This window comes from Nocardioides sp. JCM 18998, assembly GCF_055391535.1.
Window position 1 is genome coordinate 3,616,284 of sequence record NZ_AP043886.1, and the last position, 20,120, is coordinate 3,636,403.

Here is a 20,120-nt window from a genome sequence, read left to right on the forward strand (position 1 = left end):
CGGTACTCAGTCCGGTACTCAGTCCGGCGCCGAGTCCGGAACCCAGTCCTGCGCCCCACGGTCATGCGTCGACCGTGGGGCGCAGCAGGTCGGTTCGGCTACGCCATATCAGTGATGCGCGCACCGGCACCCGGGGGCGACGCTGACTGGGTGACGGACAACAGCTCGAGCATCGCACCACCGCCGAGCGGGATCGGCTGCGCCGACTGCCTGGAGAGCGGAACCTGGTGGTTCCACCTGCGCCGGTGCGTCGAGTGCGGTCAGGTCGGGTGCTGCGACACCTCCCCCATGCAGCACGCCACCGCGCACTACACCCGCACCGGTCACCCGGTCATGACGACGTTCGAGCCGGAGCCGGCATGGTTCTGGGACTACCGCACCGAGCAGTACGTCGACGGACCGCCACCGGACCTGGCCGCGCCGCTCCACCGTCCCGAGCACCAGCACGTGCCGGCACCACCCGACCGGGTGCCGGCGGACTGGCGCCAGCACCTGCATCTCTGAACCCCATGGCCGGCAGGGAGAACGGCGCCCATCCGGCGCTGAGCCCGGCGCAGCTCAGACGGCTCAGGACCTACGGCGACAAGCGGCGGGTCGTCGCCGGAGACCTCCTGGTGCGCGCCGGCAGCGACGTGGACGCGCTGTTCGTGATGGGCTCGGCCGCGGTGGAGGTGCTGTCGCCGGATCGGGTCGCCGGCACGGGTCTGCTGACCATGCACGGCCCGGGCGAGATCCTCGGCGAGATGAACCTGCTCACCGGACAGCGCGCGCCGCTCGACGTCCGGGTGGTGGCGAGCGGCGACCTCCGCGTGATCAGCGGCGAGGCGCTGATCACGCTCCTCGAGCGCGAGGCCGACCTCGCCGAGATCCTGTTGGCCGCGTTCCGCGCCCGCCGGGCGCTGCTGCTGCGAACGGCCGGCGACGCGCTGCTGCTGATCGGTCGCGACCATCCGGACGACACCGTGCTGCGTACCTTCGCCACCCAGATGAGCGTGCCGCACCGGTGGGTCCAGCACAGCTCGCCGCGCGGTCAGGCACTCGCTCGGCGCAACGGCTTCGGCGAGGCCGACCTGCCGGTGGCGCTGACGGCGTACGGCCAGGTGCCACGCGCGACACCCGAGCTGCTCGCGGACCACCTCGGCCTCCCGGTCCTGCCGGTACAGCCGGGCAGGGCCGGGCGGACGTCGTACGACCTCGCCGTCATCGGCGCGGGTCCGGCCGGCCTGGCGGCAGCGGTGCACGCCGCCTCCGAGGGGCTGCGGACCGTCGTCCTGGACGCGAGCGGGGCGGGCGGACAGGCCGGGCGCAGCAGCCGGATCGAGAACTTCCTCGGGTTTCCTGGCGGGATCACCGGCGCCGAGCTCGCCACCCGCGCCGCGGCCCAGGCGATGTCGTTCGGGGCGCAGATGCTGGCCCCGGCGCGAGTCACCGCCCTGCGCGCCGAGCCCGGTGGTCACCGCATCCAGCTGGCCAGTGGGAACGCGGTGCACGCCCGGGCCGCGGTGCTGGCGACCGGCGTCGTGTACCGCGGGCTCGGCCTCCCGCACGAGAGCGACTGGGAGGGCCGTGGCATCTATCGCACCGCCACCCGGATCGAGGCACAGCTGTCGCACGAGCAACCGTGCGTCGTCGTGGGCGGTGCCGGCTCGGCCGGGCACGCTGCGCTCTTCCTGGCCGACCGCGGAAACCGGGTCACCCTGGCCGTACGGGCCGCCTCGCTGACGGCGCGGATGTCGGACTTCCTCGTGGACAGGCTGCAGTCGCACCCACGGATCCGGGTGCTGACCGGCACCGTGGTCAGCGGCCTGCGCGGCGGCGAGCACCTGGAGTCGGTCCGGCTGCGTCGGGCAGGTCACGGCGCCGAGGAGGTGCCATGCGGGTCGCTCTTCGCGATGATCGGCGCCGATCCCGGACCTCGCCTGGGTGACGTCGCGGTCGACGAGCACGGCTTCGTCCTGACCGGTGCATCGCTGGAGCCGCGGAGCTGGCCGGAGCGCGGCCGCAGGCCGCTCCCGTACGAGACCAGCCGGCCGGGTGTCTTCGCCGTCGGCGACGTGCGGTCCGGAGCGCTGCGACGGGTCGCGGCCGCGACCGGCGAGGGTGCGAGTGTCGTCGGCTCGGTGCAGGCCCTGCTCCAGCCCTGAGGCACGGCAGACGCGCTTACCTGCACATCTGCACGCAACATGTCATGCTGTGAGTCGCACCACAGAAACCCTCGCGCGCCGACGTGACGCGGTGGGAGCCTCGGTGCACCCGATCCGTCCCGGTCCCGACCCGAAGGATTCGCCATGGCCCTGTTGAGGAAGCGCCTCACCACGACCGTCTACGACTACATCGTGGTGGGCGCCGGCTCCGGCGGGTCCGCCGTCGCGGCCCGGCTCGCCGAGAACCCGAACGTCACCGTGGCCCTCATCGAGGCCGGCGGCAGCGACTTCAAGCTCGAGACCCGTGCGCCGGCAGCCTTCGGCGAGCAGTTCCACAAGAAGGGCGACTGGGACTACTTCACCCGGCCCGAGCCGGCGGCGGCGAACCGCGAGATCCACCTGCCTCGCGCGAAGGTCGTCGGTGGCTGCTCGGCGATGAACGCGATGCTCTGGGTCCGGGGCAGCGACCGCGACTTCGACTCCTGGGGCCTGGACGGGTGGGGTTGGAAGGACGTCGAGCCGTTCTACGATCGGATGGAGGGGCACTTCCTGCCGGGGCACAACCAGGACGGACCGATGCGGATCAACCGCATCACCACTCCCGACGCCACGGCGGTCGCGTTCGTGGAGGCCGCCGTGAATGCGGGGATCGTACGCAACGACGACCTGTCCGGACCCGACCTCGACGGCGTCTCACTGGCCCCGACCACCACCGTCGGCGGGCGCCGCTGGAGCACTGCGCGCGGCTACCTGGACGAGGCCACCAGGAAGCCGAACTTCGACCTCATCACCAAGGCTCTGGTCCACCGGGTGCTCGTCGCCAACGGCCAGGCGGTCGGCGTCGAGGTCAGCGAGCGCGGCAGGACCCGGACCCTCGGCGTCCGGGGCGAGGTCGTGCTCAGCGCCGGTGCGTACAACACCCCGCAGCTCCTCCAGCTCTCCGGCATCGGCGACGCCGAGCACCTCAGGAGCCTGGGCATCGACGTCGTCGTCGACAACCCGGAGGTGGGGGGACACCTCAAGGAGCACCCGTTCAGCTTCACCAACTTCGAGCTCAACGACGGCTGGAAAGGGCTCTTCGGGGTCGAGAAGAACCCCCTGCACCTGGTCAGCTGGCTGCGCAACGGCAGCGGGCCGCTGGCGAGCAACGTCGCCGAGGCGATCGCCCACGTCCGCACCCGGGAGGGGCTCGAGGTGCCGGACATGCAGCTCGTCTTCGCCCCGGCGTTCTTCTGGGACAACGGCGAGGCGACCCACACGAGGCCCGCGATCTCGGTGATGCAGTCCTACTGGGAGCCCCGGAGCACCGGCCACGTCCGGATCGTCTCCGCCGACCCGGGGTCCGCGCCGGAGATCCTGATGAACATGCTCTCGGCGCCCGAGGACGTCGAGGCGCTGATGCGGGGCGTCGAGCTCACTCGTCGGATCATCGCCACGAAGCCGTATGACGAGATGATCAGCGCCGAGATCAACCCCGGCCCGCACGTGCGGACCTCCGAGCAGCTGGAGCGCTTCATCCGCGAGACGACGCTGCACACCTACCACCCGGCGTGCACCGCCGGCATGGGGCGGGTCCTCGACGAGCGTCTGCGGGTCAAGGGCGTCACCGGGCTCCGGGTGGCCGACACCAGCGCCCTGCCGGAGATCACCCACGGCAACACCAACGCCCCCGCGATCCTGATGGGCGAGCGCTGCGCGGCGTTCATCCAGGAGGACGCTCAGGCTCGCTGACGTCCGGTCACAGATCTGCCGACAGGGCGGTGATGACGTCGGCGGCCGGGCCGGTGCGGGCACTGCGGAAGCCGGTGCCGGCCCACAGGTGGACCCGGTCGGCGTCGCCGGCCTGCGCGGCGGCCCGCCGCGGGCCACGGGTCAGGTGGTGGATCGCGGGATAGCCGTACGGCGCCTCGGCCTCGTGCGCGTCGACGAACGCGTTGCGCAGCCCGCGCGCGGGGCGCCCCGTGAAGGCGCGGGTGATCACCGTCTCGGTGAAGCGAGGATCGGCGAGGGCGTCACGGTGGACCTGCGAGGCGCCACTCTCGTCGGTGCGCAGCAGCAGGGTCCCGACGGCGACCGCCTCGGCGCCTGCCGCCAGGACGGCGCGCACCGCCTCCGGGCCGTCGATGCCGCCTCCCGCGATCACCGGGAGCCCGGTGGCCGCCACGACGTCACGTACCAGGGCGTCGGTGGCGACCGGGACGATCGCGCGGCGAGGGTCATGGGTGCCGCTGTGCCCGCCCGCCGCACTCCCCTGCACGACGAGCCCGTCGGCCTCCAGAGCCGCCGCGGCGCGCGCCTCCCCCACGGTCGTGACCGTCAGCAGCACGCGGGCGTCCGCCTCCGCGGGAAGCCCGAAGGTGACCGAGACGAAGGGCACGGGGTCAGCGACGAGCGCGTCGATCTTCGCGGCCCACTGGTCGTCGTCCTCCCGCAGCCGTTCGCCGCTCAGGTCGAGGCCGAGGCGCGCGGCGTCGGGCTGGATCCAGGCGGCATAGGCGCGGAGGTCGGCCTCGGCGAGGCCCGAGGCGGCGGGTAGGAACAGGTTGACCCCGAAGCCCGCCACCCCGCGTGCGCGCGCGGCCGCGATGTCGCCGGCCATCGCCTCGGCGCTCCGGTAGCCCGCGGCCAGGAACCCGACGGCTCCGGCGGTGTCGCTCGCCGCGACGAGCTCGATCGTCGTCGCGCCGCCCGCCATCGGCGCGGCCACGATCGGGACGTCGGCGCCGAGCAGGCTCATCGGACGCCGGCGGCGTCGAGCACCGATTCGACGAGGGCTCGCGCATTGGCCGGGATCGCCGGGTCGGTCGGGTCGGCCTCCATCCGCGCGCTCATCTGGGCCCCGTCATAGATCAGGTGGAGCTGGGCCGCGACCGTGGCCGCGTTGGCGATGCCCGCGCGCTCCAGGATCGAGGCGAAGACCGTACGGACGTAGCCGCGGTAGGTCCGGCTTCGCTCCTCGTTGGGTCCTCCACTCGGCCCCTCGGCGGTCGCGGCGGCGAACGCGCAGCCCCGGAAGTCGGGCCGGGCGAAGAGCTGACGCTGGGAGTCGAAGATCGCCAGGATCTGCTCGCGCGGCGTGGTCGCACCGTCGACCGCGCGACCGACGCGCGCCACCTGCCGGTCGTGGCGCCGGTCGAGGTAGGCGGCGACCAGACCGTCCTTGTTGCCGAAGTTCTTGTAGAGCGACGCCTTGGCGACGCCCGACTCCTCCAGGACCCGATCGATGCCGACGGTGTGGACGCCCTCGGCATAGAAGAGCCGCTCAGCGGTGTCGAGGAGGCGCTCGCGCGCGCTCCTGCGCTCCGTCACGTCCGGCTCCTCGGCCGCCGTCATCTGCTGCTCCACGCTCACATCCTGCACAACACCGAAGAAGTTCGGAACCTTCCGGAATAGACAGAGTTGTCTACGGGTTGCGCCCGATGTCAGTAGACAGATCTGTCCATCCCGTCAGGAGCGTCCGATGACCCAGACCCAGCTCAGCCGCCGCAGCGCCGCCGCGGCGATGCCGGCACCCACGACGTCGATCCCGCGCCTCACGCTCCTCGCCTCCATCGCGATCTCCTTCCTGGCGGCCTCGGCGGCGCCGACGCCGCTGTACCAGCACTACGACGTCGTCTGGCACGGCACGGCGCTGACCACCACCGAGGCGTTCGGCGTCTACGCGCTGGCCGTCCTCGGCGGGCTGCTGATCCTCGGCGAGGTCTCGGCGCACGTCGGGCGCCGGCCGGTGCTGCTCGGCGCGCTGGCGCTGCAGACCGTCGCGGTCGTCCTCTTCGCGACCGCGACCTCCTTCGAACCGCTCTTCATCGGCCGCGTCATCCAGGGCATCGCCGCAGGCGCCGCGCTCGGCACCCTGGGAGCGGCGATGATCGAGGCGCATCAGGCGCACGGCACGCTCGCCAGCTCGGCGGCACCCGGCGCCGGCACGGGCTTCGGTGCGCTGGCGGCGGGCCTCACGGTCAGCTACCTGCCGTGGCCCACGCACCTGATCTACCTGGCACTGGTGGCCGTCTTCGCCCTCCAGGCGGTCGGCGTGATCACCCTCCTCGACGCGACGCCGACCCGACAGGGTCTGCTGGGCAGCCTGCGTCCCCGTCTTGCTGTCCCGGCGGCGGCGCGTGGGGCGTTCCTCGCCGCGGCGCCGGCCGCGTTCTCCGTCTGGGCGGTCGCCGGGCTCTTCGGCTCGCTCGGGCCGGCCCTCCTGCGGACGATGGCGCCCGACAGCCCGACGGTCCTGGGCGGCCTGGCGCTCTTCGTCCTGGCCGCGGCCGGATCGGCGACGACGATCGCCCTGCGCGCCCGGGACGGTCGCTGGCAGATGGCGGCCGGACTCGGTGCGGTGATCGTCGGCGTCGCCGGCCTGGCCGCGGCGATCGCGGTCGGGTCCGTGCCGGCCTTCTTCGTCGCGACGGTGGTCGCCGGCATCGGCTTCGGCGGCGGCCTGCAGGGCAGCATCCGGACCACCGTGGCGCTGGTCGAGCCGCAGGAGCGCGCCGGTCTGCTGGCCGCGGTCTACCTGGTCTCGTACGCCGGGATGGGCATCCCGGCCGTCGTCGCCGGCTTCGCGGTCAGCCGCGGGACCGACCTGACGACGGCGGCGATCGCGTACGCCGCCGGGGTGATCACTCTGGCGCTCGGTGCGAGCGCCCTGCTTGCCCGTACCCGCATCGTCACCACGGCCTGAGCGCGCCGAGTTTGCACCTGTGACCGCCGAGTTTGCACGTACGTACGTGCAGACTCGGCGGTCACAGCTGCAGTTTCGGGCTCGTGGTCGGGCTCAGGCGAGGGCGAGGAAGAGCTTCTCCAGCTTCTTGGTGTCGACGCTCTCGGGACCGCCCTCGGCGAGGCACTGGTGCAGACCGGTGGCGACGAGGGCGTAGCCGCCGCGCGCGATCGCCTTGTTGACCGCGGCGAGCTGCGTGAGCGCGTCCTCGCACTCCGAGCCCTCCTCGAGCATCCGGATCACGGCCGCGAGATGCCCGTTGGCCCGCTTCAGGCGGGTGATGATGGCCTTGGTGTCGTCAGGCTCGAGTCGCATGAGCCTCCCTTCGTCACAAATGATCATATATCCCCCAGGGGGGTTAGGCTGCGATCAACGATTATCCCCCGAGGGGGTTCGAGCACGGAAGGACCCGAGATGGCTGACCACTCCTCGCACGGCAAGCAGGTGCTCACCGAGCTGGCCCCGTTGGGCCGTGACCTGCGCAAGGCCATCCCCGCGGTCTACCAAGGCTTCAACGAGCTCTCGAAAGCCGCCCTCGCGGACGGCGCGCTCGACCGCAAGACCAAGGAGCTCATCGCCCTGGCGATCGGCGTGGTCGAGGGCTGCGACGGCTGCATCGCCTCGCACAGCCAGTCCGCGGTCCGCGCGGGCGCGACGCGCCAGGAGGCTGCCGAGGCGATCGGGGTGACGTTCCTGATGCACGGCGGCCCGGCGACGGTGCACGGCGCGCGGGCGTACGACGCGTTCTGCGAGTTCGCCGACGCGCATGAGGCCGGCGAGCAGCCCGCCTGACCCGCCGATCGAACCCGCGACGTCTACGAAGGAAATACCAGCATGTGCCGACCCGTCCCCTGCAAGACCTGTCACAAGACCACCTGGGCCGGCTGCGGCCAGCATGTCGCCGACGTGAAGGCGGCCGTCCCGCCGGCCCGGTGGTGCCCCGGGCATAAGCGCAGCGAGAAGCCGGCCGGCGGTGGCTTCCTCGCTCGCCTGCTGGGCCGCTGACGCCGAATCGTCACGTAGAACCGCCGAGTCTGCACGTACGTACGTGCAGACTCGGCGGTTCTACGTGCAAATTCGGGCGGCGGGAGGTTGGCGGATCGTCAGTGGCGCTTCTGGATCAGCACGACGTAGCCCAGGGCGACGCCGAGACCGCCGACCACCGGGCCGAACGACTGGGTCGTGCCCGAGGTCCCGAAGGTCCAGATCGCGCCGAGCACGATCAGGGCCAGCGCGACGAGGGTGAACATGATCTTCGCCGCGACGTTGCCGCTGCCGTAGCGGCGGTTGAGATCCGACATCAGTCCTCCGGCTCGTAGCCGAGGTTGGGGCCGAGCCAGCGCTCGGCCTCCTTGAGCGTCCAGCCCTTGCGCCGGGCGTAGTCGGCGACCTGGTCCTGGCCGAGGCGGCCGACGACGAAGTACTGCGCCTGCGGGTGGCTGTAGTAGACGCCGGAGACCGAGGCGCCGGGCCACATCGCCATCGACTCGGTCAGCTCGATGCCGGTGTTCGCCTGCACGTCGAGCAGATCCCAGATGGTCTGCTTCTCGGTGTGCTCGGGGCAGGCCGGATAGCCGGGCGCGGGACGGATGCCCTGGTAGCGCTCGGAGATGAGCTCGTCGTTGCTCAGGCTCTCCTCGGAGGCGTAGCCCCAGAACTCCGTACGGACGCGCTGGTGCAGCCGCTCGGCGAAGGCCTCCGCCAGCCGGTCGGCGAGCGACTCGAGCAGGATCGCGTTGTAGTCGTCGAGGGCGTCCTTGAACGCCTTGACCCGCGCGGGCAGGTCGACGCCCGCGGTGACGGCGAACGCCCCGACGAAGTCGTCCAGGCCGGCGTCGGCAGGCGCGACGTAGTCGGCGAGGGAGCGGTTCGGCACGCCCTCGCGGTGCTGACCCTGCTGGCGCAGCTGGTGCAGCGTCACCTTGGTCGTCGCGCGGGACTCGTCGGTGAAGACCGTGACGTCCTCGCCGGTCGAGACGGCCGGGAAGAGGCCGTACACGCCCTGCGGCCGCAGCCAGCCCTCGGCCTCGATCTGGTCGAGCATCGCCTGCGCATCGGCGTAGAGCTTGCTGGCCGCGTCGCCGGTGACCGGGCTGTTGAGGATGTCGGGGAACCTCCCCTTCATCTCCCAGGCGTTGAAGAACGGCTGCCAGTCGATGAACTCGCGCAGCTCGCTGACCGGGTAGTCGCGCAGCACCTCGACGCCGAGCCGCTTGGGTGCCGGCGGGACGTAGGACGACCAGTCGATCGGCGTGGCGTTCGCCTTCGCCTGGACGTGGGTCAGCATCGGCCGGTCGTGCTTCTCCGCGTGCCGGGCCCGCAGAGCGTCGTAGTCCTCCTTCACCGAGGCCATCAGCTCCGCGTGCCGGTCGCCGAGCAGCTGGGCGGCGACCGGCACCGAGCGTGAGGCGTCCTTCACCCAGACGACCGGGCCGTCGTACTTCTGGTCGACCTTGACCGCCGTGTGCGCGCGGCTCGTGGTGGCCCCGCCGATGAGCAGCGGGATCTTCAGGCCGTTGCGCTGCATCTCCGAGGCGAAGTGGACCATTTCGTCGAGGCTCGGCGTGATGAGGCCGGAGAGGCCGATGATGTCGGCGTCGTGCTCGGCCGCGGCGTCGAGGATCTTCTGGGCGGGCACCATCACGCCGAGGTCGATGACCTCGTAGTTGTTGCACTGCAGGACGACGCCGACGATGTTCTTGCCGATGTCGTGGACGTCGCCCTTCACGGTCGCCATCACGATCGTGCCGTTGGTCTCGCGGCCGGCCCCATCGCCGCCTTCGCTGTTCTTCTCGGCCTCGATGAACGGGATGAGGTACGCGACGGCCTTCTTCATCACCCGGGCGCTCTTGACCACCTGGGGCAGGAACATCTTGCCGGCGCCGAACAGGTCGCCGACGACGTTCATGCCGTCCATCAGCGGGCCCTCGATGACCTCGATCGGGCGACGGCCCTCGGCCGCGAGGCTGGCGCGGAGCTCCTCGGTGTCCGCCTCCACGAACTGGTCGAGGCCCTTCACCAGCGCGTGCGTGATCCGCTCCCCCACCGGCAGCTCACGCCACGCGTCGACCTTGGCCTCCACCTCCTCGCCGGAGCCGCGGTGCCGCTCGGCGAGCTCGAGGAGCCGCTCGGTGGCGGCCAGCGGGTCCCCGGAGGAGCCTGATGTCCGGTTGAGGACGACGTCCTCGATGGCGTCGCGCAGCTCGGGATCGATCTCGTCGTACGTGACGAGCGCACCCGCGTTGACGATGCCCATGTCGAGGCCGGCGTTGATCGCGTGGAACAGGAAGACGGCGTGGATCGCCTCGCGGACCGGGTTGTTGCCACGAAACGAGAACGACACGTTGGAGATGCCGCCGGAGACCTTCGCGCCGGGCAGGTTCTGCTTGATCCAGCGGGTGGCCTCGATGAAGTCGACGCCGTAGGTGGCGTGCTCCTCGATGCCGGTCGCCACAGCGAAGACGTTGGGGTCGAAGATGATGTCCTCGGGGTCGAACCCGACCCGGTCCACCAGGATCCGGTAGGCACGCTCGCAGATCTCGATGCGACGCTGGTAGGAGTCGGCCTGGCCGTTCTCGTCGAACGCCATCACGACCGCGGCGGCGCCGTACTGCTTGCACTTCAGCGCGTGCTCGATGAACGGGCCCTCGCCCTCCTTGAGCGAGATCGAGTTCACGATCGGCTTGCCCTGGACGTTCTTCAGGCCCGCCTCGATGACCTCCCACTTCGAGGAGTCGATCATGATCGGGACGCGGCTGATGTCGGGCTCGGAGGCGATCAGCTTGAGGAAGCGGTCCATCGCGGCCACCCCGTCGATCATGCCCTCGTCCATGTTGACGTCGATGACCTGGGCGCCGGCCTCGACCTGCTGGGCGGCGACGCTGACGGCCGTGTCGTAGTCGCCGGCCTTGATCAAGTTGCGGAACCGCGCCGAGCCGGTGATGTTGGTCCGCTCGCCGACGTTCACGAACAGCGACGACCCATCCACCTTGAACGGCTCGAGACCGCTGAGTCGCAGCGCCGGCTCCGGCGTCGACGGGGTGCGCTCCTCGATGCCGTGCACGGCATCCGCGATCGCCTTGATGTGTGCCGGCGTGGTCCCGCAGCAGCCGCCGACGATGTTGACGAAGCCCGCCTCGGCGAACTCCGCGACGTGGCCGGCGGTCTCGGCCGGGCCCTCGTCGTACTCGCCGAACGCGTTCGGCAGACCCGCGTTGGGGTAGCAGGAGACGAAGGTGTCCGCGACGCGGGCCATCTCCTCGATGTAGGGACGCATCTCCTGCGCGCCGAGGGCGCAGTTGAGGCCGACGGCGATCGGCGCGGCGTGCCGCACCGAGTCCCAGAACGCCTCGGTGACCTGGCCGGAAAGCGTCCGGCCGGACGCGTCGGTGATGGTGCCGGAGATGATGACCGGCCAGCGCCGGCCGTACTCGCCGAAGACCTGCTGGACCGCGTAGATCGCCGCCTTGGCGTTGAGCGTGTCGAAGATGGTCTCGATGATGATGAGGTCGGCGCCGCCGTCGACCAGGCCGCGGGTGGCGGTGGCGTAGGCCTCCACCAGCTGGTCGTAGCTGATGTTGCGCGCCGCCGGGTCGTTGACGTCCGGGCTGATCGAGGCCGTACGGGTGGTGGGGCCGAGTGCGCCCGCCACGTACCGCGGACGCTCCGGCGTCGCGAACTCGTCGGCACAGGCGCGGGCGAGCCGCGCGGACTCGTAGTTGAGCTCGTAGGCGAGCTCCTCCATGCCGTAGTCGGCCATCGAGATCGCGTTCGCGCTGAACGTGTTCGTCTCGATGATGTCGGCACCGGCCTCGAGGTACTCGCGGTGGATTCCGCCGATGATCTCGGGCTGGGTCAGGGTGAGCAGGTCGTTGTTGCCCTGCAGCGGGATCGGCCAGGCGGAGGTGTCTGCGAAGCGCTCACCGCGGTAGCCGGCCTCGTCGGGCCGGTCGCGCTGGATCGCGGTGCCCATGGCGCCGTCGATGATGAGAATGCGCTCACCCAGCGCGCCGCTCAGCGCGTCGGTGGCGTCGGGCCGCAGGTGCTGCTCCGCAGTCATGGCAATCCTTCCAAGATGGAAGGCGTCCTTGGAACCCGCGAGCATGATCGCGACCAGCCGAGCGTGGCGGACGGCAGGATGAACCGGCGGTCCGTTGCAACGCCTCTCGGCTCCTGAATTCTACGGGGACGCGTACGCGAGTGCCGAAACCGGCCCGGATCGTGTCGCGACTAGGCTGGGAAGGTGATCGAGCTGGAGCAGAGCAACGACCTCGTCGACCCGGTCGTCATCGCGGCCTTCGAGGGCTGGAACGACGCCGCCGACTCGGCGACCGGAGTGATCGATCACCTGATGGACGTGTGGAACGCGCAGGTCGTCGGCGAGCTCGATCCGGAGGAGTACTACGACTTCCAGGTCAACCGTCCCCGCATCGCCGCCGACCTGGCCGGCAAGCGCCGCGTCACCTGGCCCACGACCCGGGTCGCCGTCGCCTCGCCGCCCGGGCTGGGTCGCGACGTCATCCTGATCCGCGGCATCGAGCCGTCGATGCGCTGGAAGACGTTCTGCGGCGAGCTGATGAGCGCGATCGACGACCTCGGCGGTCGCCTCGTGGTGACGCTCGGCGCGCTGCTCGCCGATGCGCCGCACACCCGGCCGATCCCGGTGTCCGGCACCGCCAGCGACCCCGAGCTCGCCCAGCGGCTCCAGGTCGACCTGCCGACGTACGAGGGTCCCACCGGCATCGTCGGCGTGCTCCAGGATGCCTGCGCCACGATCGACCTGCCGGCCGTGACGTACTGGGCGGCGGTGCCGCACTACGTCGCGCAGCCGCCGTGCCCGAAGGCCACGCTGGCGCTGATCGGCCAGCTCGAGGAGCTGCTCGACTGCTCGATCCCGCTCGGTGACCTGCCCGAGGACTCGCGTGCCTGGGAGCGCGGCGTCGACGAGCTCGCCGAGGAGGACGACGACATCGCCGACTACGTCCGCTCGCTCGAGGAGACCCGCGACACCGCCGACCTCCCCGAGGCGTCGGGCGAGGCGATCGCGCGCGAGTTCGAGAAGTACCTCAAGCGCCGCTCCGACGAGAGCTGACGGGCGCCGAACCACGGACGCCGAACCACGGACGCCGAGCTTGTCGAGGCGCCTCGACGAGCTCGGCGACGGCTTGGCTACGTCAGAGCCTGATGCCGAGGGCGGCGTCGAGGACCAGGCCGATCTGAGCCGCGGCGTCCTCGTCGCTGTGCTGGGCCAGGTGGCCCGCGCCGCCGAGGGTGGCGTCGACCCAGGCCTGGACCGCGGCGACGGCGCGCGGGGCGTCGAGGTCGTTCGCGATCGCCTCGAGGACCTGGGCCACCACCGGAGCGGCCGGGGCTCCGGCCCCCAGTGCGAGCGCCGTACGCCACCGCTGGACGGTGTCGACCGCGGCGAACAGCAGCTCGTCTGTCCACTCCCAGTCCGTGCGGTAGTGGTGCTGGAGCAGCACCAGGCGGATCGCCATCGGGTCGATCTCGGCGTTGCGCAGCGCCGAGACGAAGACCAGGTTGCCCTTGGACTTCGACATCTTCTCGCCGAGGTAGCCGACCATGCCGCAGTGGACGTAGGCCTGCGCGAACGGCGCCGAGGAGTCGACGACCTGCGCGTGCGAGGCGCACATCTCGTGGTGCGGGAAGATCAGGTCCGAGCCGCCGCCCTGGACGGTGAAGCCGGCACCCAGGTGCTCGCGTGCGATCGCGGCGCACTCGACATGCCAGCCCGGGCGGCCCTTGCCCCACGGCGAGTCCCAGCTCGGCTCGCCGGGGCGCTCACCGCGCCAGACGAGGGCGTCGAGCGGGTCCTTCTTGCCCGTACGGTCCGGGTCGCCGCCGCGCTCGGGGAAGATCTCGAGCATCTTCTCGCGGCTGTAGTGCGACTCCTCGCCGAACGCGCCGTCGGCGGCGACCGAGAAGTAGAGGTCGGTGTCGACCTGGTAGACCGCGCCCGCGGCCTCGAGCTGCTTGATCAGCTCGATCACCAGCGGGATCGACTCCACGGCGCCGGTGTAGTTGGCCGGCGGCAGGACCCGGAGCGCCTCCATGTCCTTGCGGAAGAGCTCGGTCTCGCGCTCGGCCAGCTCGCGCCAGTCGATCTTCACCTTGTCGGCGCGCTCCAGCAGCGGGTCATCGACGTCGGTGACGTTCTGGGCGTACTCGACCTCCAGGCCGGCGTTGCGCCAGGCCCGGTTGAGCAGGTCGAAGGCGACGTACGTGTTCGCATGCCCCATGTGGGTGGCGTCGTACGGGGTGATGCCGCAGACGTAGAGCGAGGCCGCGCCGCCCGGTGTGGCCGCCCCGACCTCGACGACGTCCTGACGGGCGGTGTCGAACAGCCGCACCGCCGGGGCGGTGACCGGCAGAGCGGGAACGTCGGGTGCAGACCAGGCGCGCATGCTCAGAGCCTAAGGGAGAGGGCTAGAACGGCGGCCAGGGGATCACGTGCCAGTCATCCGTGGGTGCCGGCATGGTGCCGGCGGCGAGGAGCCGATCGCAGCGGGCGGCGAGGGCCTCGACGTCCCAGTAGGCGAGGTACTCCCCTAGCGTGTCGCCCTCGGGGCCGTCGATCGCGGCTCGCACGCGACGGACGACCTCGGTCTCCTCGTCGGTCAGGGGCGTCCCGGTCCAGCCCCACAGCACGGTGCGCAGCTTGGGCTCCTGGTGGAAGGTGAGGCCGTGGTCGCAGCCGTACCGGTGGCCACCGACCATCTCCAGGACGTGGCCGCCCTTGCGGTCGGCGTTGTTGGCGAGCACGTCGAAGACGGCCATCCGGCGCAGCTCGGGCGTGTCCTCGTGGATCAGCGACACCGGTTGGTCGTCGGATCCGATCCCGTCGAACACGTGCAGGTAGCCGAGCGGCACCGGGCCGGCGGGGATCAGGGTGACGGCCTCCTGCTCGGGGTCGGTCTCGCACCAGCGCTGCACCATGCCGGTGCCGTGCGGGCCGTCGCGGAGCCAGGTCTCGGGGACGACGTCCCAGCCGGTCATCTCGGAGAGGAGGTACGCAGCCACCTCGCGGTGGGCCAGGTTGCCGTCCGGGAAGTCCCACAGCGGCCGTTCGCCGCGCAGCGGCTTGTAGACGACGGCGGTGCCCTCGATGGAGCCGAGGAAGGTGGCGTTCGAGGCGCTGGTGATCCGACCGTGGAGCACCAGCTCCCCGGCCATCAGGTCGATCGACGACTCGGTCACGGGATCGCTCACCCGGTCAGTCCTCGCTGAGACGCCGCTTGAAGCCGTTGGCACGTACGCAGAGGTGACCCTCGGGGTCGATCGGGCCGCCGCAGAACGGGCAGGAGGGTCGACCGGCCTCGACGACCAGGCTGGCGCGCTTCACGAACGCACGCGCGTGCGCGGGCTCGAGCCGCACCAGCAGCATCTCGTCGGGCTCGCTCTCCTCGGCAGGCACCTCGGCGACGCTCGGCCCGTCCTCGATGGGGTCGGTGTCGATCGGGAAGATCTCCAGGACGACGCGCTCGTCGTCGGGATCCCAGGACAGCGTCATCGTGCCGACCCGGAACTCCTCGGCGATCGGCTGCTCGAGCGGGGCGTTGTCGTCCAGCCCGAACGGCGCCACGGCGGGCACGACGGTGTCGGCGCTCGCGCTGCGCATCACCTCGTCGAGCAGCTCGTCGATCCGTTCGGCGAGGACCGCCACCTGTTGCTTCTCGAGCGAGACGCTGATCAGCTGGGCGCCGCTGCGGGCCTGGAGGAAGAAGGTCCGGGCGCCGGGCTCGCCGACGGTGCCGGTGATGAAGCGCTCGGGCGGGTCGAAGGAGTGGACGACGGGCATGGCTCGACCCTACTTGCCGGGCCCCGCGCCACCGCCGACCGCTGCGTCATCGGCGTCATCGGCGCCCTCGTCACCCTTCTCGTCCGCCGACCCGCCGGGCTTGCGAGGCGCGGGGTTGAGCCAGGCCAGGTCGCCGTCGTGGGTGTTGGTGGCGAGGACGAACGGCCGGGCGTCGGTGTAGCGGATCACCGAGATCGACGCCGGGTCGACGTGGAGGCGCTGGAAGAGGTCGAGGTGCATGCCGAGCGCATCGGCGAGGATCGACTTGATGATGTCGCCGTGGCTGACCGCCACCCAGATCGCGTCCGCGCCGTGTGTGCCGGTGATCGCCGCGTCGTGGCGGCGTACGGCCGCCACCGAGCGGGCCTGCATCGCCAGCATCGACTCTCCGCCGGGGAACGCCGCGGCGGACGGCTGGGTCTGCACCGTCTTCCAGAGCGTCTCCTTGGCGAGCTCCTTGAGTGTGTGGCCCTGCCACTCGCCGTAGTCGCACTCGGTGATCGCCTCGTCGGTGTGCAGCGGCACCGGGAACTGCTCGTCCGCGACCGGCCGCGCGGCGAGCAGCGCCTTCGCCGTCTCCTGGCAGCGTTCGAGCGGGCTGGAGACGACCGAGGTGAGTTTCACGCCGGCGAGCCGCTGGCCCGCCTTGTCGGCCTGCTGACGGCCGAGGTCGTCGAGCCGCACCCCGGGCGTCCGGCCTGCGAGGGTGCCGCTCGCGTTCGCCGTCGTACGGCCGTGTCGCACCAGGATGAGCGTCGCCATGCGTGCACACTATCCGCGGCCTCTAGGCTGCGATGTTGTGATCGTGGACTCTGCCCTCTACCGCAACGGCGAGCGCGTGGAGCTCGCCTGCCATCCCCATGAGTTCTCCGTGATGCGTGAGGGCGTACAGAGCGAGGGCGACTTCGTGTGGCTGGGCCTCTACCGCCCCAGCGAGCGCGAGCTCGGCGAGGTGGCGGAGGCGTTCGGCCTGCACCCGCTCGCGGTCGAGGATGCCCTCACCGCGCATCAGCGCCCGAAGCTGGAGCGATACGGCGAGGTGCTCTTCCTGGTGCTCAAGACGCTCTGGTACGTGGACGCGGACGACGCGGTCGAGACCGGCGAGATCAACGTCTTCATGGGGCGCGACTTCGTCGTCACCGTGCGCCACGGCCGCGGCTCGCAGCTCGCCCCGGCGCGCCACCTCCTGGAGAGCGACGAGCGGCGTCTGCTCACGCAGGGCCCCTCCTCGGCGATCTACGCGGTCGCGGACCACGTGGTCGACGGCTACGTCAGCGTGATCACCGAGCTCACCAAGGACGTCGACGAGGTCGAGACGTCGGTGTTCTCCGCGGCTCGGACGAGCGACTCCGAGCGGATCTACAAGCTCAAGCGCGAGCTCGTCGAGGTCCGCCGTGCGGTGGTGCCGTTGCGCGACCCGATCCGGCGGTTCACGATCGCCGAGCACGACGAGGGCGACATCGACGACGACATCCGTCCGTTCTTCCGCGACGTGCTCGACCACCTCAATCAGGGCGCCGAGGCCGTCGACAGCCTCGAGATGCTGCTGTCGTCGGCCTTCGACGCCCACCTGGCCCGGATCCAGGTCCAGCAGAACGACGACATGCGCAAGATCTCGGCCGGTGCCGCGATCATCGTCGTCCCGACGCTGGTGGCCGGCGTCTACGGCATGAACTTCGACAACATGCCGGAGCTGCACTGGCACTACGGCTACGCGTACGCCCTCATCCTGATGGCGGCATCCGTCACCGGGCTGTGGTGGTGGTTCCGGAGGTCGGGCTGGCTGTGATGGCGCATCACACGCGCTGCCGCGGAGTCCGCCGGATCCTCGGGCACTGCCGCCGACCTTGTTGAACACCCGGCTACCGTGGTCATCGCCGCGCGGACGGCGCCGGCTGTCGTCCGGCACGCGGTCAGGTTGCTGCAGGGTCGGCGGCCCTAGCCTCCCGCGCCGTGAAGACGCTGTTGAGGATGCTCCTGATCGTCGCCTCGTTCGGGGCCGTGTGCGCGCTGGCGGTCAGCTTCCGGATGCACCGGGTGCACGAGCAGACCGGCGAATGGCGGCTGCGCCCGGACGCGGCGCCGCCGACGCTGCGGCTCGAAGGACGCCTCTACGACCGGGCCGAGCGTGCCAAGGCGCGGCTGCCGTGGCTCAACGGCGACAGCAAGACCAAGGACTTCGGCGGCGGGCTCGTGCTGCTGCCCATCGCCGGTCAGTCGCACTCCGAGATCCAGGTCCGCTACCACGGTCGCTACTACGACTACCGCCAGGCTGGATGATCAGGTGGCGCTGACGACGCCCGTGGTGAGCAGGACCAGCACGATCACGCCGAGCGTGACCCGGTAGGGCACGAACTTCACGATCGAGTGGTGGCTGACGAACTTCAGCAGCCAGGCGACGGTGGCGTACGCGACCACGAAGGCGACCAGCGTGCCGACGATGGTCTGGCCGACCGAGATGCCGTGCACGTCCTTGAGCTCGTAGAGCCCCGCGGCGGTCAGCGCCGGGATCGAGAGGAAGAAGCTCAACCGGGTCGCGGTGACCCGGTCGAGGTTGCGCGCGAGGCCGGCGGAGATCGTCGCGCCGGAGCGGGAGACGCCGGGGATCAGCGCGATGCACTGGACCAGGCCGACGATGACCGCGTCCTTGAGGGTCAGCTGGCGCTCGCCGCGGTCCTGCTTGCCGATCCGCTCGGCCCAGATCATCACCGCGCTCCATGCGATCAGTGCGCCTCCGACCCACCACAGCGACCGGAGCGGCCCGGAGATGAGGTCCTTGGCCAGGAGGCCGACGATGCCGATCGGGATGGTGCCGACGATCGTGTACCAGCCCATCCGGTACTCGAGCGTGCCGCGCCGCGAGGCCTGGAAGACACCGCCGAACCAGCCGCGGACGATCGAGACGATGTCCTTGAAGAAGTAGAGGACGACGGCCGCGATGGCCCCCATCTGGATGACGGCGGTGTACGCGGTGACCCCGTCGTCGTCGATGGGCAGTCCGAGGATCTTCTCGGCGATGGTCAGGTGGCCCGTGCTCGACACCGGGAGGAACTCGGTGAGTCCCTCGACGACGCCCAGCACGATCGATTCCAGGTAGTTCATCAGTCGCTCTCAGCTCAGCGGCAGGTCGCCGAGAAGCCTATGTGGTGGCACCTGCGGCGAGCCTGGACGCGGGTCTCTCGGCGTGCCGACTATCTTCTTCCGCATGCAGCAGCGCGCCGTCGGAGCCTCCGGGCTCAAGGTCTCCGCCCTCGGACTCGGCACCATGACGTGGGGCCGGGACACCGACGAGCACGAGGCCCGCGACCAGCTCATCGCCTTCGCCGAGGCCGGCGGCACGCTCGTCGACACCGCAGCCGGTTATGCGGACGGGGCCTCCGAGCAGCTCCTCGGGAGTCTGATCGGCGACGTGATGTCCCGCGACGAGCTGGTGCTGGCCACCAAGGCGGGCATCTCGCGTCGCGGTGGGGCACGTCAGGTCGACACCAGCCGACGCGGGCTGCTGGACAGCCTGGACGGCTCGCTGCGACGGCTCGGCACCGATCACGTCGACCTGTGGCAGGTGCACGTCTGGTCCGACGAGACCCCGCTCGAGGAGACCCTGGCCACCCTGGATCTCGCGGTCACCTCCGGGAAGGCCCGCTACGTCGGCATCTCCAACTACGCCGGCTGGCAGACCGCGCAGGCCGCGACGTGGCAGCGCGCCGTCGCGGGCCGCGCCGCCCTGGTGAGCACGCAGGTGCAGTACTCGCTGCTCGCCCGCGAGGTCGAGTACGACGTCGTACCGGCCGCCGACGCCCTCGGCCTCGGCCTCCTGGCCTGGTCGCCACTGGCCGGCGGCGTGCTGACCGGCAAGTACCGCACCGGCACCCCGTCGGACTCCCGGGGAGCGCGCTCGGATTTCTCCGGCCGTGTCGACGCCTATCTGGACGAGCGCGGGCGTGGCATCGTCGAGGCGGTGGCTCGCGCCGCCGAGGGCCTCGGCTGGACCGCTCAGCAGGTCGCGCTGGCCTGGGTCCGTGACCGGCCCGGTGTCACCGCCCCGATCGTCGGCGCCCGCACCGCCGCCCAGCTCCACAGCGCGCTGGGCGTGGTGGAGAAGGCACTCCCGTTCGAGATCGCCGCAGCCCTCGACGATGTCTCAGGTGACTGAGTCACGGCCGATGAGGATTTCATGAGTAAGCACGAGCGCCGAGCGCCACGCCCCGGCGTGGAGTGGGAGTTCGACAAGGTCGTCTTCGACCGCGAGCTCTCCCGCAACATGGTGGCCAAGCTCCTCGTCGAGCGTGCCGAGCACGGCGGCTGGGAGCTGGACCGTCTGCGCATCGGCAACGACGGGATCCGCCGTGTGATCCTGCGCCGCCGGATCATCCGAGCCGTCCGCACCGCCTGACGGCCGGTTTCTGGATAACTCGCCGGTAACCCACCTGGAATC

20 protein-coding genes are annotated in these 20,120 nt (G+C 71.0%); 10 read left to right on the forward strand and 10 right to left on the reverse strand.

Going from position 1 to position 20,120, the window contains the following annotated elements; genetic code table 11:
- Nucleotides 1–150: 150 nt before the first annotated feature.
- The 3 genes from ACZ5L9_RS17020 to ACZ5L9_RS17030 all read left to right on the forward strand — a co-directional run bounded on the left by ACZ5L9_RS17020 (nt 151) and on the right by ACZ5L9_RS17030 (nt 3,875).
- Entirely contained in the window at nt 151–504 is a 354-nt protein-coding gene (locus ACZ5L9_RS17020; RefSeq protein WP_464529840.1) for a UBP-type zinc finger domain-containing protein, read from the forward strand.
- Nucleotides 505–509: 5 nt separating this feature from the next.
- Complete coding sequence (locus ACZ5L9_RS17025; protein WP_464529842.1) at nt 510–2,144, forward strand: FAD-dependent oxidoreductase; 1,635 nt, start codon at nt 510–512, stop codon at nt 2,142–2,144.
- Between the two features lie 144 nt (nt 2,145–2,288).
- Nucleotides 2,289–3,875, forward strand: a complete 1,587-nt coding sequence (locus tag ACZ5L9_RS17030; RefSeq protein ID WP_464529846.1) for a GMC family oxidoreductase — start codon at nt 2,289–2,291, stop codon at nt 3,873–3,875.
- Between the two features lie 7 nt (nt 3,876–3,882).
- Here the strand turns inward: ACZ5L9_RS17030 and ACZ5L9_RS17035 are convergent, their stop codons facing one another.
- On the reverse strand, nt 3,883–4,881 hold the full coding sequence (locus tag ACZ5L9_RS17035) for a nitronate monooxygenase (RefSeq protein WP_464529849.1): 999 nt from the start codon (nt 4,879–4,881) through the stop codon (nt 3,883–3,885).
- Nucleotides 4,878–5,489: a TetR/AcrR family transcriptional regulator gene (locus tag ACZ5L9_RS17040; protein ID WP_464529851.1), complete on the reverse strand. Its 612-nt coding sequence runs from the start codon at nt 5,487–5,489 to the stop codon at nt 4,878–4,880. The genes ACZ5L9_RS17035 and ACZ5L9_RS17040 overlap by 4 nt, the downstream gene beginning before the upstream one ends.
- 115 nt (nt 5,490–5,604) lie before the next feature.
- Between ACZ5L9_RS17040 and ACZ5L9_RS17045 the strand changes: the two genes are divergently transcribed.
- Nucleotides 5,605–6,828 (forward strand): MFS transporter, encoded by a 1,224-nt coding sequence (locus ACZ5L9_RS17045; RefSeq protein WP_464529853.1) that lies wholly within the window; start codon nt 5,605–5,607, stop codon nt 6,826–6,828.
- A 93-nt stretch (nt 6,829–6,921) separates the two neighbouring features.
- On the opposite strand, the gene ACZ5L9_RS17050 is transcribed toward ACZ5L9_RS17045, so the two are convergent.
- Nucleotides 6,922–7,182 (reverse strand): metal-sensitive transcriptional regulator, encoded by a 261-nt coding sequence (locus ACZ5L9_RS17050; RefSeq protein WP_464529856.1) that lies wholly within the window; start codon nt 7,180–7,182, stop codon nt 6,922–6,924.
- Between the two features lie 99 nt (nt 7,183–7,281).
- Here ACZ5L9_RS17050 and ACZ5L9_RS17055 point away from each other — a divergent pair, with 99 nt between their 5' ends.
- The gene (locus ACZ5L9_RS17055) at nt 7,282–7,659 is read left to right on the forward strand and encodes a carboxymuconolactone decarboxylase family protein (RefSeq protein ID WP_464529858.1); all 378 of its coding nucleotides are present in this window, start codon (nt 7,282–7,284) and stop codon (nt 7,657–7,659) included.
- 311 nt (nt 7,660–7,970) lie between these two features.
- Here ACZ5L9_RS17055 and ACZ5L9_RS17060 read toward each other — a convergent pair whose 3' ends face one another.
- Nucleotides 7,971–8,168: a hypothetical protein gene (locus ACZ5L9_RS17060; RefSeq protein ID WP_464529862.1), complete on the reverse strand. Its 198-nt coding sequence runs from the start codon at nt 8,166–8,168 to the stop codon at nt 7,971–7,973.
- Nucleotides 8,168–11,926 carry a methionine synthase gene (metH, locus tag ACZ5L9_RS17065; protein WP_464529865.1) on the reverse strand — a complete coding sequence of 1,253 codons (3,759 nt, stop codon included), beginning with the start codon at nt 11,924–11,926 and terminating at the stop codon, nt 8,168–8,170. Before metH ends, ACZ5L9_RS17060 begins: the two co-directional genes overlap by 1 nt.
- Before the next feature lie 183 nt (nt 11,927–12,109).
- On the opposite strand from metH, the gene ACZ5L9_RS17070 reads away from it, so the two are divergent.
- The gene (locus ACZ5L9_RS17070; RefSeq protein ID WP_464529869.1) at nt 12,110–12,958 is read left to right on the forward strand and encodes a PAC2 family protein; all 849 of its coding nucleotides are present in this window, start codon (nt 12,110–12,112) and stop codon (nt 12,956–12,958) included.
- An 82-nt stretch (nt 12,959–13,040) separates the two neighbouring features.
- Here the strand turns inward: ACZ5L9_RS17070 and mshC are convergent, their stop codons facing one another.
- From mshC to ACZ5L9_RS17090, 4 genes are read right to left on the reverse strand one after another with little or no spacing between them, the layout of a single operon-like run.
- Nucleotides 13,041–14,291 carry a cysteine--1-D-myo-inosityl 2-amino-2-deoxy-alpha-D-glucopyranoside ligase gene (gene mshC / locus ACZ5L9_RS17075; RefSeq protein WP_464529872.1) on the reverse strand — a complete coding sequence of 417 codons (1,251 nt, stop codon included), beginning with the start codon at nt 14,289–14,291 and terminating at the stop codon, nt 13,041–13,043.
- Nucleotides 14,292–14,313: 22 nt separating this feature from the next.
- Nucleotides 14,314–15,096 (reverse strand): SCO1664 family protein, encoded by a 783-nt coding sequence (locus ACZ5L9_RS17080; protein ID WP_464529874.1) that lies wholly within the window; start codon nt 15,094–15,096, stop codon nt 14,314–14,316.
- A gap of 4 nt (nt 15,097–15,100) precedes the next feature.
- A complete protein-coding gene (locus ACZ5L9_RS17085) occupies nt 15,101–15,685 on the reverse strand; it encodes a DUF3090 domain-containing protein (RefSeq protein WP_464529877.1) in 585 nt (194 codons plus the stop codon).
- 9 nt (nt 15,686–15,694) lie between these two features.
- Nucleotides 15,695–16,447, reverse strand: coding sequence for a histidine phosphatase family protein (locus ACZ5L9_RS17090; RefSeq protein ID WP_464529880.1), 753 nt, complete (start codon nt 16,445–16,447; stop codon nt 15,695–15,697).
- A gap of 43 nt (nt 16,448–16,490) precedes the next feature.
- Between ACZ5L9_RS17090 and corA the strand changes: the two genes are divergently transcribed.
- Nucleotides 16,491–17,474 (forward strand): magnesium/cobalt transporter CorA, encoded by a 984-nt coding sequence (gene corA / locus ACZ5L9_RS17095; RefSeq protein ID WP_464529884.1) that lies wholly within the window; start codon nt 16,491–16,493, stop codon nt 17,472–17,474.
- A gap of 164 nt (nt 17,475–17,638) precedes the next feature.
- Nucleotides 17,639–17,965 carry a hypothetical protein gene (locus tag ACZ5L9_RS17100; protein ID WP_464529886.1) on the forward strand — a complete coding sequence of 109 codons (327 nt, stop codon included), beginning with the start codon at nt 17,639–17,641 and terminating at the stop codon, nt 17,963–17,965.
- Here the strand turns inward: ACZ5L9_RS17100 and ACZ5L9_RS17105 are convergent, their stop codons facing one another.
- Entirely contained in the window at nt 17,966–18,787 is an 822-nt protein-coding gene (locus tag ACZ5L9_RS17105) for an undecaprenyl-diphosphate phosphatase (protein ID WP_464529888.1), read from the reverse strand.
- Between the two features lie 103 nt (nt 18,788–18,890).
- Between ACZ5L9_RS17105 and ACZ5L9_RS17110 the strand changes: the two genes are divergently transcribed.
- Complete coding sequence (locus tag ACZ5L9_RS17110) at nt 18,891–19,838, forward strand: aldo/keto reductase (RefSeq protein WP_464529890.1); 948 nt, start codon at nt 18,891–18,893, stop codon at nt 19,836–19,838.
- Nucleotides 19,839–19,859: 21 nt separating this feature from the next.
- The gene (locus ACZ5L9_RS17115; protein ID WP_464529892.1) at nt 19,860–20,078 is read left to right on the forward strand and encodes a DUF5703 family protein; all 219 of its coding nucleotides are present in this window, start codon (nt 19,860–19,862) and stop codon (nt 20,076–20,078) included.
- Nucleotides 20,079–20,120 lie beyond the last annotated feature (42 nt).

Excerpts from the sequence above, each read along its gene's own strand:
- ACZ5L9_RS17025 (WP_464529842.1), top strand. The coding sequence starts at position 510 with ATGGCCGGCAGGGAGAACGGCGCCCATCCGGCGCTGAGCCCGGCGCAG.
- ACZ5L9_RS17030 (WP_464529846.1), top strand. The coding sequence starts at position 2,289 with ATGGCCCTGTTGAGGAAGCGCCTCACCACGACCGTCTACGACTACATC.
- ACZ5L9_RS17035 (WP_464529849.1), bottom strand. The coding sequence starts at position 4,881 with ATGAGCCTGCTCGGCGCCGACGTCCCGATCGTGGCCGCGCCGATGGCG.
- ACZ5L9_RS17045 (WP_464529853.1), top strand. The coding sequence starts at position 5,605 with ATGACCCAGACCCAGCTCAGCCGCCGCAGCGCCGCCGCGGCGATGCCG.
- ACZ5L9_RS17050 (WP_464529856.1), bottom strand. The coding sequence starts at position 7,182 with ATGCGACTCGAGCCTGACGACACCAAGGCCATCATCACCCGCCTGAAG.
- ACZ5L9_RS17055 (WP_464529858.1), top strand. The coding sequence starts at position 7,282 with ATGGCTGACCACTCCTCGCACGGCAAGCAGGTGCTCACCGAGCTGGCC.
- ACZ5L9_RS17060 (WP_464529862.1), bottom strand. The coding sequence starts at position 8,168 with ATGTCGGATCTCAACCGCCGCTACGGCAGCGGCAACGTCGCGGCGAAG.
- metH (WP_464529865.1), bottom strand. The coding sequence starts at position 11,926 with ATGACTGCGGAGCAGCACCTGCGGCCCGACGCCACCGACGCGCTGAGC.
- mshC (WP_464529872.1), bottom strand. The coding sequence starts at position 14,291 with ATGCGCGCCTGGTCTGCACCCGACGTTCCCGCTCTGCCGGTCACCGCC.
- ACZ5L9_RS17085 (WP_464529877.1), bottom strand. The coding sequence starts at position 15,685 with ATGCCCGTCGTCCACTCCTTCGACCCGCCCGAGCGCTTCATCACCGGC.
- ACZ5L9_RS17090 (WP_464529880.1), bottom strand. The coding sequence starts at position 16,447 with ATGGCGACGCTCATCCTGGTGCGACACGGCCGTACGACGGCGAACGCG.
- ACZ5L9_RS17105 (WP_464529888.1), bottom strand. The coding sequence starts at position 18,787 with ATGAACTACCTGGAATCGATCGTGCTGGGCGTCGTCGAGGGACTCACC.
- ACZ5L9_RS17110 (WP_464529890.1), top strand. The coding sequence starts at position 18,891 with ATGCAGCAGCGCGCCGTCGGAGCCTCCGGGCTCAAGGTCTCCGCCCTC.
- ACZ5L9_RS17115 (WP_464529892.1), top strand. The coding sequence starts at position 19,860 with ATGAGTAAGCACGAGCGCCGAGCGCCACGCCCCGGCGTGGAGTGGGAG.